The organism is Xanthomonas campestris pv. badrii (assembly GCF_012848175.1).
In the GTDB taxonomy this organism is placed as follows: domain Bacteria; phylum Pseudomonadota; class Gammaproteobacteria; order Xanthomonadales; family Xanthomonadaceae; genus Xanthomonas; species Xanthomonas campestris_C.
Genome location: NZ_CP051651.1, coordinates 4,690,782 through 4,703,980, shown reverse-complemented (window position 1 = coordinate 4,703,980; position 13,199 = coordinate 4,690,782). Strand labels below are relative to the sequence as shown.

Here is a 13,199-nt window from a genome sequence, read left to right as displayed (position 1 = left end):
CTGCACAAGCACTCACGCAGCCGCATGCCGGAGAACGGCTTGGCGTGTGCAACCGGCCACCGGTGTGGAGTGCCTGACGCCAGATCCGATCAGTTGCCGCGCCAGCCAGCGGGCGGTGGTGGCGGCAGGTCCTGCAGAAACGCATCGCAGGCCCCAAGATAACGGACCTGCCAATCACCGATCGATCGCGGCGACAACACCCGCGACCCCAGCCTGCCCACCAGCAGCATCGCCGCCATCACCGCACTGCCGATCACCCAGCGGAACTCGCTGTGCAGCGACAGGCCGCACACCAGCAGCGCCAGCACCGAGGCCAGCGCCACAGCGACATAGCGCACCCGACGGCGCTCATGCAGGCGGCACAAGGTCAGCACATGCCCGCTGCGCTTGCGCAGCGCGATCGCCAGGATCAGGTACGGCAGTACGCCCAGCAGCAGCGCGGCATAGATCACCGGGTGGTGCCAATGAAAGATGTAGCGGCGCGGAGGCATATCCGCTGGCGCATTGCACTTCACGCAGCGCGGCGGCAGGTTGGCGCCCGGCGTGCACACCAGCTCATCGCCCTCGCGCCACACATCGCCGTTTGCCGGCGGCAGATACAGACTGGGTGGCTCGTGCTGCACATCGTTCGACATCCATGCGTCCTTGCAGATTGGGGATTCGGGATTCGGCAGTGGGGATTGGCAAGAGCGGGTTTCGCCTTTGCGAATCCCGAATCCCGAATGCCCAATCCCAGGCTGCGCAGCAGCCTAGCGCTCGACGATCGCCACCACGCCCATGCCGCCGGCAGTGCAGATCGAAATCAGCGCGCGGCCGCCGCCGCGTTCTTCCAGTTGCTTGGCGGCGGTGGCCACCACGCGCGCGCCGGTGGCGGCGAACGGGTGACCGGTGGCCAGCGACGAGCCCAAGGGGTTGATCTTGTCCGGATCGATGCGACCCAGCGGCGCGTCCAGGCCCAGCCGGGTGCGGCAGTAATCCTCGCTTTCCCAGGCGCGCAGCGTGCACAGCACCTGTGCGGCAAAAGCTTCGTGGATTTCGTAGATGTCGAAGTCCTGCAGGGTCAGGCCCTGGCGCGCCAGCATCTGCGGCACCGCGATGGTCGGCGCCATCAGCAGGCCCTCGCCATGCACGAAATCCACCGCCGACACCTGCGCATCGCGCAGGTAGGCCATCGGCGTGTGGCCATGCGCCAGCGCCCAGGCCTCGCTGGACAGCAGCACCGCGGCGGCGCCATCGGTCAGCGGGGTGGAATTGGCGGCGGTGAGCGTGCCGCGGCCGGAGGTCTTGTCGAAGGCCGGGCGCAGCGTGGCGAGTTTTTCCAGCGAGGTGTCCGCGCGCAGGATGTTGTCGCGCGACACGCCGCGGAACGGGGCGATCAGCGAATCGAAGAAGCCGCGCTCATAGGCAGCGGCCAGCTTGTGGTGCGAGGCCACCGCCCATTCGTCCTGCGAGTCGCGCGAGATGTTCCATTCCTTGGCCATGTCTTCGCAGTGGTCGCCCATGCTCTTGCCGGTGCGCGGCTCGGCCACACCGGGGAACTCGGGCTTGAGTTCGCTCAGCTTGAAGCCGCGCAGCAGTGTCTTGAGCTTGTCGCCGGTGGCCTTGGCGCGGTTGGCGGCCAGCAGCCGTGCGCGCAGTTTCTTGCCGTACACGATCGGCACTTCGGAGGTGGTATCCGAGCCGCCGCCGATGCCTGAGTCGATCTGTCCCAGCGCGATCTTGTTGGCGATGGTGATCACCGAATCCAGGCTGGTGCCGCAGGCGCGCTGCAGGGTGATGCCCGGGGTCAGCGGCGACAGGCCCGACGACAGCGCCGCCTCGCGGGCCAGGTTCCAGTCCGAAGAGTGCTTGATCACTGCCCCCATCGCCACTTCGCCCAATTGCTGACCATGCAGGCCGAAGCGCTCGACCAGCGCGCCCAGCGTGCGCACCGACATGCCCAGGTTGCCCACGTCCGCGTATGCGGTGTTCTGACGGCAGAACGGGATACGAACGCCGCCCAGAATGGCGACGGGACGGGCTGCAGGCATCGGTTGAGCTGGCATGGAGGACTCGGGGACATGGCCTGCACAGGGCCGGCAGGCATAATGGCCGCAGTGTAGCTTCGACCCCGTGATGGGCCAACCGCGAATCATGAGCAAGACCGAACACGGCGTGACCGCCATGGGTGTAATGGCGCTGGAACTGAGCGGCGGCACCGCCCCCGAGCGCGGCGCCCTGGCGCCCGAGCAAGCCGGCATGCTGGCCGAACGGATTGGCCGCGACCTGGCGCAGTGGATCCCCGAGGTGCGCGAACTAGAGCTCAGCGTGGCCATGGCGCACTTCGACCCGGCGGAAGTGCTGCGGCCGGGCTGGCCGCTGCACCGCCGCTTGGAAGAACTGCATGCCCGCGCCCCGGGCCGCGACCAGGGCCCGCGGGTGCTGGCCTTCGGCGCCGATGCGCAGGGCGGGATTCCGCTGCCGTTCCAGGCCGATGCGCAGCTCACCGGTGGCGGGCTGCGCGTATTGCCGTTCCTGCTCACCGGCGCCCCACAGATCGTGGCCGCCGTGGCCGAGGCGATGGAAGAGGTGCTGCTGGCCCAGGGCATGGCCCAGGCCGATACCGCGCTACTGGCGCAGGAGAGCTTCGGCGCGCGCATCGAACATGCCCGGTATCTCACCGCGCACGATCTGGCGGCGATGATGTCGATGCAGTACGACAACCAGGGCCTGGCGCCGCTGTGGCCGCTGATCGAAGCCGCCCTGCTCGCGCCCACCAGCGAAGAGTGGCTGGAGCAGGCGCCGGAACCGGTCCTGCGCTATGTCGATGGCGAAGTGCGCATTGCCCTGTTCGATCCAGCCGGCTGGTGCGATTACTACGCCCACGACCGCGAACACTGCGAGCGCCTGCGTGGGGTCTACGAACAATTCCTCTCGCGCCAGCGGCAGATGGCCGCGGTGCTGGAGGCGCACGGGCTACCGGTGCTCTACGTGCATGTGGAGCCGGATCAGGATCCGCGGCAGGCGTTGGCCGCATGACGCAGGCGCCGGACTCCACGCCCCCTGCCATGCAGGGCATGCTGGAAACCGGCGTGTATGTGGCGGATCTGGAGCGTGCCTGCGCGTTCTACTCGCGGGTGCTTGGCCTGCAGCCCATGCACCGCGATACACGCATGGCTGCCTATGCAATCGCCCCGGGACAGGTCCTGCTGCTGTTCCTGCAGGGCAGCACCGCAACCACCGTCACCCTGCCCGGCGGCACCATTCCACCGCATGACGGCCAGGGGCGCCTGCATTTCGCCCTGGCGATCGCTACCGATGCATTGCCGGCCTGGGAGGCGCATCTGCAGGCCTGCGCGGTGACCATCGAAGGCCGCACCCACTGGCCGGGCGGCGGTGAAAGCCTCTATTTCCGCGACCCCGACCAGCATCTGGTCGAACTGGCGACGCCGGGTTTGTGGCCGAATTACTGAGTGCACGCGTTGCGGGGATGCGTGGGGTCCGACGTTCCTGCTCGCGCCTGACGCGAGCGGCGCGGGCACGATGCAACCGGTGGTCGCCATCGCGCCGCGGCACTGGCCGCGGCGCGATGGCCGGTCTTACTTGGTGGGGGCCTGCGCGTTGTCGGTGGTGATCACCCCGCAAGCCAGGCGGCCACCTGCATTGCCAGTGGGCTGGGTTTTGTAGTCGTCGGCATCGGCATGCACGATCACGGCATGGCCGGCGATGTCGAACTGGTCGGCCTTGCCGAGATTGACGTTGCTCGATACCGGCCCGTCGATGCTGGCATTGCCTTGCGCGTCGGCGGTGATGTTGGGCATGTCGCCGCCGTGATGCGGGTCGGAACTGACGTTGCCGTGGTCGGACTGGGCCGGATTGAAGTGGCCGCCGGCACTGCTGCCGTCCGGCGCGCTGCAGTCGCCCTTTTCATGGATATGGAAGCCGTGTTCGCTGTTGGGCTTGAGCCCGCTGAGCTGGCCGGTGACGCGCAGCGCGCCGTCCACGGTCTTGAAGGTCACCGTGCCCTTGACCTCGCTGCCCTTGGTCGGCTTCAGCTCGGCGGTGGCCGTGGTGGTGGCCGCCGCTTCGGTGACCATGGCCGCGGCATGCTCGCCACCATGCGCCGCTTCCGCCGGCGTGCCTGCCTGCGGCGCGGGGGCGGGATCGGCCGGTGCGGGCTCCTCGCGCTTGCATGCGCTCAATGCCAGGGCGGTGGCCAGAAACAACGTGGTGGGAAGAATGCGCATGGAAAGCTCCTGTAGAGACCGCGGATACGGCCGTGGATGCCCCGACTCAGGGCTGCGAAGGGGGTGAACGCCACTGGGTGACGCGAATGACGCCGCAGGCCAGGCGTGCGCCGGCATTGCCGCTGGGCTGGCTGCGGTAATCGTCGGCATCGGCATGCACGACCAGGGCCTTGCCGACCACGTCGCTGGGCGCGCCGTCGCCCAAGCTGATGCCGGAGAGAATCATGTCCAGATGCGCGACGCCGTCGGCATCGGCGCGCAGGTTGTCCATATCGCCCAGGTGATGCGCGCCGTTGCCGGCCCGCCCGTGCGGCGCCCCGGCGGGATTGAAATGCGCCCCGGCGCTGCTGGCATCGGCGGCGCTGCAATCGCCGCGCTCATGGACATGGAAGCCGGCCACCGCACCGGCACGCAGCCCGCCGACCGTGCCGGTGATACGGATGCCCTGCAACGCAGGCACCAGCACCACCCGGCCGCTGACCAGACTGCCCGAGGCCGAGGCCAGCGCGGCTTCGGCCTGTTGCACCGGGCGCACCGGCACGACACGCGCAGCCGGTGGCGGCGCGGGAGGCGCCGGTGGCGTGCTGCTGCAGGCGGCAAGCGCCAGAGCGGTGAGGGCAACGATCGTGGACGACCGATAACGCATCGAGCTGTTCTCCTGATCAGGTTGGGAACCTATGCGGGTGCATGTTCACATGTCATGAAATGCGCTTGGGCAGCCAAGTAGTTTACGGGGCTGGTGTTGCGAGCCGGGATATGTGCAAAAAGCGCCCCTCACCCCAACCCCTCTCCCGCAGGCGGGAGAGGGGCTCGACTGCGACTGTTGATGTCTGCCTTGCCCGCCTGCCTTGCCTTCTCCCGCGTGCGGGGGAAGGTGCCCGAAGGGCGGATGGGGGCGTCGTGCGCCGCCAGATGATCGAGACGGCGGCGCGTGCGCGCAGAGCGGCGGGCGCAAACGCGCTTGCCGTCGTCAGGCTTGTCATGCTCGCCGACGCGCTGCCCGGTTCCAACACCTGCGCGCGCAGGACGGATCTTCGCAGGCGCCCCTCACCCCAACCCCTCTCCCGCGGGCGGGAGAGGGGCTCGACTGCGACTGTTGATGCCTGCCTTGCCCGCCTGCCTTGCCTTCTCCCGCGTGCGGGGGAAGGTGCCCGAAGGGCGGATGGGGGCGTCGTGCGCCAGCAGATGATCGAGACGGCGGCGCGTGCGCGCAGAGCGGCGGGCGCAAACACGCTTACCGTCGTCAGGCTTGTCATGCTCGCCGACGCGCTGCCCGGTTCCAACACCTGCGCGCGCAGGATGGATCTTCGCAGGCGCCCCTCACCCCAACCCCTCTCCCGCGGGCGGGAGAGGGGCTCGACTGCGACTGTTGATGTCTGCCTTGCCCGCCTGCCTTGCCTTCTCCCGCGTGCGGGGGAAGGTGCCCGAAGGGCGGATGGGGGCGTCGTGCACCGCCAGATAATCGACACAGTGGCGCGTGCGAGCAAAAACGGCAGGCTCATGCACGCTTGCCGCAGGAATGCCCGTCAAGCTCGCCGTTTCGCTGCCTGGCTCCAACACCTGGCAGTACGGATCTTCGCAGACTCCCCCTCACCCCAACCCCTCTCCCGCAGGCGGGAGAGGGGCTCGACCGCGCATGCGGGTAGTCAACGCCGTTTGCGCCCCGGCCCCAACTTGCGGGTGACGGTATTGCGGCCCAGCCCCAGGCGCGCGGCGGCTTCGGCGCGGCGGCCCTGGGTCAGTTGCAGGGCGGCTTCGAGCAGGGTCTTGTCCAGGCGTTCGCGCGCTTCGGCGTGCAGACCCTGGGCACCTTCGCTCAGGCGTTGCGCGGCCCAGCTGGACAGCATGTCGTCCCATTGCCCGACGCTGCTACGGCCGGCGCGCTGGCGGCCGCGGGCCAGGGCGGCGTCCACGTCGACCACATCGATGACGTCGGCCGTGGCCAGCGCAGCCAGGCGCCAGCAGACGTTTTCCAGTTCGCGCACATTGCCCGGCCAGTCGTACTGACGCAGGTCTTCCAGCGCGGCTGAAGACAGCCGCTTGGGCAGCATGTCGAGCTTGCGCCCGGCCATGGCCAGGAAGTTCTCCGCCAGTTGCGCGATGTCGCCGCGACGCTCGCGCAGCGGCGGCAGTTGCAGGCGCACCACGTCCAGCCGGTGCAACAGGTCGGCGCGGAAGCGGCCCTGCTCGACCAGCGCTTCCAGGTCCTGATGGGTGGCAGCAATCACGCGCACATCGACGCGGATCAGCTCGCGGCCGCCGACGCGAAAGAATTCGTTCTCTGCCAGCACGCGCAGCAGGCGCGTCTGCAACGGCAGCGGCATGTCGCCGATTTCGTCCAGGAACAAGGTGCCGCCGTCGGCCTGTTCGAAGCGGCCGATATGGCGTTTGGTGGCGCCGGTGAAGGCACCGGTTTCGTGCCCGAACAACTCGCTTTCCAGCAATTCGGCCGGGATTGCGGCGGTGTTGAGCGCCACGAAGGGTTTGCGCGCGCGCGGCGATTCGTTGTGCAGCGCGCGCGCGACCAGCTCCTTGCCGGTGCCGGTTTCGCCGTTGATCAGAACCGACAGCGGCGCCTGCGCCAGCCGGCCGATGGCGCGGAACAGCGCGCGCATCGCCGGGGTGTCGCCGATCAATGCGGCCGAGCCTTCGGCCAGTGGAATGATGCCGTCGTCGGCGGCCGCATCGGCATCGGGCAAGGCACGGGCGGCCAGCGCCACCGCATCGTCCAGGTCGAAGGGCTTGGACAGGAATTCATGCGCGCCGCCGCGGAAGGCGCCGGCAGTGCTGGCGACATCGGTGTACGCCGACATCACGATCACCGGCAGCTGCGGGTGCCTGGACTTGAGCTTGTCCAGCAGGGTCAGGCCGTCTTCGCCGGGCATGCGTACATCGGTGAACAGCAGGTCCGGCGTGGGCCGCATCGACAGCGCCTGCAGCGCGGCGGCGGCGCTGTCGAAACCATCGACGGCGTAACCGGCATCGCGCAGCGCAGTGGACAGCACGAAGCGCACCGAACGGTCGTCGTCGACCACCCAGATATGGTGGGATGCGGCGGCGGCCTCAGCCATGCAGATGCTCCTTGTCGTGATCGCCGGCCAGCTCGGGCAGCAGCAGGGTGAAAACGGTATGGCCCGGACGCGAGCGGTAGGTCAGCGTGCCGTGGTGTTCGCGCGAGACCTGCTGGGCCAGCGCCAGGCCCAGCCCGCTGCCTTCGGCGCGGCCGCTGACCAGCGGCAGGAACAGGTGTTCGGCCAGCTCTTCGGGCACGCCGCCGCCGTCGTCGATGATCTCCAGCCGCAGCGACATCGCATGCACGCGGTCGCGGATGCGCTGGCCGTGTTCGACGCGGGTGCGCAGGGTCACCCGGGTGGCGCCGGCCTGGAAGGCGTTGCGCACCAGGTTCCACACCGCCTGGGTGAGCCGGTCCACATCGCCGAGGATGTCCGGAATGCTGGGGTCGTAGTCGCGCTGCACCTGCACCGACCAGCCGCCTTCGGCCTCGGCCAGGCGCAGCACCCGTTCGAGCACCACATGGATGTTGAGGCGATCGTGCGGGCGCAGGGGCGAGGGCGACAGCAGGCGTTCGAGCAAGGTATTGAGGCGCTCGATCTCGGTGCCGATCAGCTCGATCAGTTCGCGCTCGTCCTCGTCGCGCCCGGCCGCGCGGCGCGCCAGCAGCTGCGCGGCACCCTTCAGGCCGGCCAGTGGGTTACGCAGTTCGTGTGCCAGGCCCTTGAGCGCAGCGCTCAGGGCATTGGGCAGGGCATGGGTGGGGTCGAGCGCAGGAAATTCGTCGACCGGGTGGGTCTCCAGCAACCAGCCACCGTCGTCCAGCCGCGACAGCCAGCCTTCGGCAAACCGCGGGGCGTCGTTGGGCAGGCCCAGCGCCAGCCGATGCAGGCGCAGCACGTCGCGCTCGTCGTTGAGCAGGAACCGCGCCAGCGCATCGCCCTGCACTTCCAGCGCAGCCAACGGCTGGTCGACCAGTCGCCGGGCACTGACGCCGAGCCAGCGCGCGAAGGCCGGATTGACGCCCAGCACGCGGCCTTCGCGGTCGGCCCAGGCCACCGGGGTGCCCAGGCTGTCGAGCGACGGGATGGAGGTCGTCATCCGCATTGCACCAATTTAGTGCAAGCAGCATCGGCGTGCGCGGTTGGCGCGCCAGACGAAGCTTGCGTCGAAGACGGTTGCCAGGCCGGTCGGCGGTGCACTGCGCCGACCGGGCGCGCATCCGCGCCGATAGTGACGGGCGAGGGGCTGGTCATGCAGGCACCTTGGCAGTGGACCCGCGGCAGCACCGACCGCGGAAGAAAACCGACCCGGCACAGGCCGTGCCGGCCGGTCGTTACGCCACCCGCGGCGATGTCGCCGCGGGTGTGCATGCTCAGGACTCGTACGCGGCTTCGCCGTGCGAGGTGATGTCCAACCCCTCGCGCTCGGCTTCTTCGGTGACGCGCAGGCCGAACACCAGCTTGGCCACCACAAAGCCCACCACCGACACCACGCCGATCCAGCCCACGGTGATGCCCACGCCCAGGGCCTGGATAGCGACCTGGTGCACGATGTCGTAATCGCCGCCCTTCTGGCCGCCCAGCGAGGCCGCCGAGAACACGCCGGTGAGGATCGCGCCGATGATGCCGCCCAGGCCATGCACGCCGAACACGTCCAGGCTGTCGTCGGCACCGAGCAGGCGCTTCAGACCGGTGACGCCCCACACGCACAGCACGCCGGCCGCCAAACCAATGAAGATCGCACCGAACGGACCCACGGTGCCGCAGGCCGGGGTGATGCCGACCAGGCCGGCGACCATGCCCGAGGCCACGCCCAGGGCGGACGACTTGCCCTTGATGATCTTCTCGGTGAGCGACCAGCCCAGGATGGCGGCCGCGGTGGCCAGCAAGGTGTTGAGGAAGGCGAGCGCCGCACCGGCATTGGCTTCCAGGTTGGAACCGGCGTTGAAGCCGAACCAGCCCACCCACAGCAACGAGGCACCCACGAAGGTCAGGGTCACGTTGTGCGGCTTGATCGCCTCACGCCCCAGCCCGGCGCGCTTGCCGACGAAGTAGGCGCCCACCAGGCCGGCGATACCGGCGTTGATATGCACCACCGTGCCGCCGGCGAAATCCAGCGCGCCCAGCCCGAACAGATAGCCACCGGTGGCCCAAACCATGTGCGCCAGCGGCAGGTAGCCGAAGGTGAACCAGATCACCGAGAACAGCAGCACCGCGGCGAACTTGGCGCGTTCGGCAAAGGCGCCGACGATCAGCGCGCCGGTGATGCCGGCAAAGGTGGCCTGGAAGGCGACGAACACGTATTCCGGCAGGCTCACGCCCTTGGTGAAGGTGGCCGACAGGGTCTCGATGGTTACGCCCTTGAGCAGCGCCTTGTCCAGATTGCCGATCCACGCGCCTTCGCCGGAGAACGCCAGGCTGTAGCCGTACAGCACCCACAGGATGGTCAGCAGCGAAAAGACCGTGGCGACCTGGATCAGCACCGACAACACATTCTTGGCGCGCACCATGCCGCCGTAGAACAGCGCCAGGCCCGGCACCACCATCATCAGCACCAGCAGGGTGGAGGTCAGCATCCAGGCGACGTCGCCCTTGTCGACCACCGGTGCGGCCTCGGCGGCAGCCACCGGCGCGGGGGCAGGTTGCGCTGACGGCAGCGGCTCGGTGGTGACCGGCTCGGTCGGGAGCGCAGTGACCTGCGGGGTGGACTGCGCGTGCGCGCTGCCCAGGCCGCCCACCATCAGCGCGCTGAACAGCATCAGCATGCACACGCTATAGAACCGGGCTTTCCACCCGGCAAACAGAGGTGTCTTCATACGAACTCCGGAGGGGGTGGACTCAGAGCGCATCGGCGCCGATCTCGCCGGTGCGGATGCGCACCACTTGCTCGATCGCAGTGACAAAGATCTTGCCGTCGCCGATCTTGCCGGTGCCGGCGGCGTTCTGGATCGCTTCGACCACGGCATCGAGCCGGTCGTCGGTCACCACCGTCTCGATCTTGATCTTGGGCAGGAAGTCCACGACGTATTCGGCGCCGCGATACAGCTCGGTGTGGCCCTTCTGACGCCCGAAGCCCTTGACCTCGGTGACGGTGATGCCCGACACGCCAGCGGCGGACAGGGCCTCGCGGACCTCGTCGAGCTTGAACGGCCGGATGATGGCGGTGATCAATTTCATGCGCATACCCCGAAAGGTGGAAGGAACCGGCCGGCATTGCGCCGCCCGGCGGTGTCAGTCACCTGGATGCCAACCCCGGCATCCAATCGTTCGCAGATCGCGCAGACCTCGGCCGATGCGATGCATCTGCCGCGTGGGAGAGGTCAGGCCCGCGCGCCGCGAACTGTGTGCTCTCTCGTTCCCCTCACTCCACGGCCGGTGCCGTGGAGCGTCAAACATGTGCGGCGATGGCGGAGGTGGGAGGGGGGGCCTCCGCCATCACCGCGGTGGAACTCAGTTGCCGTAGTACAGCTGGTATTCCAACGGATGCGTTGCCGCACGGAACTTGGTCACTTCCTGCATCTTCAGCGCGATGTAGCCGTCGATGAAGTCGTCGCTCATCACGCCGCCGGCCTTGAGGAACTCGCGGTCCTTGTCCAGCGCTTCCAGGGCCTGATCCAGGCTGGAGCACACCTGCGGGATCAGCTTCTCTTCTTCCGGCGGCAGGTCGTACAGGTCCTTGTCGCTCGGTGCACCCGGGTCGATCTGGTTCTTGATGCCGTCCAGGCCGGCCATCATCAGCGCAGTGAAGGTCAGGTAGCCGGACTGCAACGGATCGGGGAAGCGCATTTCGATACGGCGCGCCTTCGGGTTGGACACCCACGGAATGCGGCACGAGGCCGAGCGGTTACGTGCCGAATAGGCCAGCATCACCGGTGCTTCGAAGCCCGGCACCAGGCGCTTGTAGCTGTTGGTGCCGGAGTTGGCGAACGCGTTGATGGCACGGGCGTGCTTGAAGATGCCGCCGATGTACCACAGCGCCAGCTGCGACAGGCCGCCGTAGCCGTCGCCGGAGAACAGGTTGGCGCCCCCCTTGGCCAGCGACTGGTGCACGTGCATGCCGCTGCCGTTGTCGCCGACGATCGGCTTGGGCATGAAGGTGGCGGTCTTGCCGTTGCGGTAGGCGACGTTCTTGATGATGTACTTCATCGTCAGCAGCTCGTCGGCCTTCTGCACCAGCGAGGAGAACTTGGTGCCGATCTCGCACTGGCCGGCGGTGGCCACCTCGTGGTGGTGCACCTCGGTCTCGATGCCGACCTGCTCCAGGGTCTTGATCATTTCCGCACGCAGGTCGTGCAGGGTGTCGGTCGGCGGGACCGGGAAGTAGCCGCCCTTCACGCCCGGACGGTAGCCGCTGTTGCCGCCGTCGTACTTGGCGCCGGTGTTCCAGGCCGCTTCTTCAGAACCCACTTGGAAGAAGGTGTGGCCCATGTCGTTGGCAAAGCGCACCGAATCGAAGATGAAGAATTCCGGCTCGGGACCGAAGAAGGCCTGGTCGGCGATGCCGGAGGACTTCAGATAGGCCTCGGCGCGTTTTGCAATCCCGCGCGGGTCGCGCGCATAGCTCTGCATGGTGGCCGGGTCGAGGATGTCGCAGGTCAGCACCACGGTCGGATCGGCGAAGAACGGATCCAGGTAGGCGGTACCGGCGTCCGGAAGCAGCACCATGTCCGACTCGTTGATGCCCTTCCAACCCGCGATCGAGCTGCCATCGAACATCTTGCCTTCTTCGAACAGCGCCGGCTCGATGATGTTGGCCGGAAAGGTCACGTGCTGCTGCACGCCACGCATATCGACGAAGCGCAGGTCGACGAACTCGACCTTGTTGTCCTTGATCAGCTTTTCAACATTTTCCACGGACATCGGAAGAAACCTCGGATTGGAGTGAAGTGGCTCGTGGGCGGTAGTACAGCAGGGACCATGCCAAGCTGCGGCGCTTCACAAGTCGTTGATTTTGCTGACCTCGGTCGAGATCGCTGGCACTGCGAAAACACCACCGTGGTGCAAACCAACTGCATCGTGCACCGATATGGTGCATGCCGCAATGCACTATCCTTTCGCCTCCCCTGCACTCCTTTCCCGCCCGATGTCCGACCTCATTTCCGCCCTGTTGCTGGGCATTCTCGAAGGCCTCACCGAATTCCTGCCGATCTCCAGCACCGGCCACCTGCTGATCGCCGAACAATGGCTCGGACGCCGCTCGGATTTCTTCAATATCGTGATCCAGGCCGGTGCCATCCTGGCGATCTGCCTGGCGCTGCGGCAGAAGCTGTGGACCCTGGCCACCGGCCTGGGCGAGCGCGCCAACCGCGACTACGTGCTCAAGATCGGCCTGGCTTTCATGGTCACCGCAGTGGTCGGGCTGATCGTGCGCAAGGCCGGCTGGCAGCTGCCGGAAACCCTCCAGCCGGTGGCCTGGGCACTGCTGATCGGCGGTGTATGGATGCTGGTGGCCGAGCATTTCGCCGGCAAGCTGCCCGAGCGCGACGTGGTGACCTGGAAGGTGGCCATTGCCGTGGGCCTGGCACAGGTGGTGGCCGGTGTGTTTCCGGGCACCTCGCGTTCGGCGTCGGCGATCTTCCTGGCGATGCTGCTGGGCCTGAGCAAGCGCTCGGCGGCGGCGGATTTCGTGTTCATGGTGGGCATCCCGACCATGTTCGCGGCCAGCGGCTACGCGCTGCTGGAGATGTACAAGGACGGCGGCTTCGGCAGCGAGAACTGGACCGATGTGGCAGTGGCCTTCGTGGCGGCCACCATCACCGGCTTTGTCGTGGTGAAGTGGCTGCTGGGCTACATCAAGAAGCACCGCTTCACGGTATTTGCGGTGTACCGCATCCTGCTCGGCGCGGCCTTGCTGCTGTGGCTGCCGGCCGTGGCCTGAGGCAATACCGCTGGCATGCCCCTGCCCGTCGCCGCGTGCGCCGGACAGGGCGCATGCGCGAGCAGTGACGCCGGTCATTGC

12 protein-coding genes are annotated in these 13,199 nt (G+C 67.7%); 3 read left to right on the top strand and 9 right to left on the bottom strand.

Annotated features, from left to right (window positions below; all coding sequences use genetic code 11):
- Nucleotides 1–89 precede the first annotated feature (89 nt).
- Nucleotides 90–635: a hypothetical protein gene (locus HG421_RS19900; protein WP_169707857.1), complete on the bottom strand. Its 546-nt coding sequence runs from the start codon at nt 633–635 to the stop codon at nt 90–92.
- Nucleotides 636–749: 114 nt separating this feature from the next.
- Nucleotides 750–2,045, bottom strand: coding sequence for an acetyl-CoA C-acetyltransferase (locus HG421_RS19895; protein ID WP_169707856.1), 1,296 nt, complete (start codon nt 2,043–2,045; stop codon nt 750–752).
- 88 nt (nt 2,046–2,133) lie between these two features.
- On the opposite strand from HG421_RS19895, the gene HG421_RS19890 reads away from it, so the two are divergent.
- On the top strand, nt 2,134–3,018 hold the full coding sequence (locus tag HG421_RS19890; protein ID WP_169707855.1) for a hypothetical protein: 885 nt from the start codon (nt 2,134–2,136) through the stop codon (nt 3,016–3,018).
- 38 nt (nt 3,019–3,056) lie between these two features.
- Nucleotides 3,057–3,452, top strand: coding sequence for a VOC family protein (locus HG421_RS19885; RefSeq protein ID WP_429001927.1), 396 nt, complete (start codon nt 3,057–3,059; stop codon nt 3,450–3,452).
- Between the two features lie 126 nt (nt 3,453–3,578).
- Here the strand turns inward: HG421_RS19885 and HG421_RS19880 are convergent, their stop codons facing one another.
- The 7 genes from HG421_RS19880 to glnA all read right to left on the bottom strand — a co-directional run bounded on the left by HG421_RS19880 (nt 3,579) and on the right by glnA (nt 12,100).
- A complete protein-coding gene (locus tag HG421_RS19880; protein WP_169707853.1) occupies nt 3,579–4,226 on the bottom strand; it encodes a superoxide dismutase family protein in 648 nt (215 codons plus the stop codon).
- A gap of 46 nt (nt 4,227–4,272) precedes the next feature.
- Nucleotides 4,273–4,872: a superoxide dismutase family protein gene (locus HG421_RS19875; RefSeq protein WP_169707852.1), complete on the bottom strand. Its 600-nt coding sequence runs from the start codon at nt 4,870–4,872 to the stop codon at nt 4,273–4,275.
- A gap of 1,000 nt (nt 4,873–5,872) precedes the next feature.
- Complete coding sequence (gene ntrC / locus HG421_RS19870; RefSeq protein ID WP_169707851.1) at nt 5,873–7,297, bottom strand: nitrogen regulation protein NR(I); 1,425 nt, start codon at nt 7,295–7,297, stop codon at nt 5,873–5,875.
- Nucleotides 7,290–8,345 carry a two-component system sensor histidine kinase NtrB gene (locus HG421_RS19865; protein ID WP_169707850.1) on the bottom strand — a complete coding sequence of 352 codons (1,056 nt, stop codon included), beginning with the start codon at nt 8,343–8,345 and terminating at the stop codon, nt 7,290–7,292. The genes ntrC and HG421_RS19865 overlap by 8 nt, the downstream gene beginning before the upstream one ends.
- Before the next feature lie 268 nt (nt 8,346–8,613).
- Nucleotides 8,614–10,056 carry an ammonium transporter gene (locus tag HG421_RS19860; protein ID WP_169707849.1) on the bottom strand — a complete coding sequence of 481 codons (1,443 nt, stop codon included), beginning with the start codon at nt 10,054–10,056 and terminating at the stop codon, nt 8,614–8,616.
- A gap of 22 nt (nt 10,057–10,078) precedes the next feature.
- Nucleotides 10,079–10,417 (bottom strand): P-II family nitrogen regulator, encoded by a 339-nt coding sequence (locus HG421_RS19855; protein WP_002808480.1) that lies wholly within the window; start codon nt 10,415–10,417, stop codon nt 10,079–10,081.
- 273 nt (nt 10,418–10,690) lie between these two features.
- Nucleotides 10,691–12,100 (bottom strand): type I glutamate--ammonia ligase, encoded by a 1,410-nt coding sequence (gene glnA / locus HG421_RS19850; protein ID WP_169707848.1) that lies wholly within the window; start codon nt 12,098–12,100, stop codon nt 10,691–10,693.
- A gap of 223 nt (nt 12,101–12,323) precedes the next feature.
- On the opposite strand from glnA, the gene HG421_RS19845 reads away from it, so the two are divergent.
- Nucleotides 12,324–13,118 (top strand): undecaprenyl-diphosphate phosphatase, encoded by a 795-nt coding sequence (locus HG421_RS19845; protein WP_169707847.1) that lies wholly within the window; start codon nt 12,324–12,326, stop codon nt 13,116–13,118.
- Nucleotides 13,119–13,199: the final 81 nt, after the last annotated feature.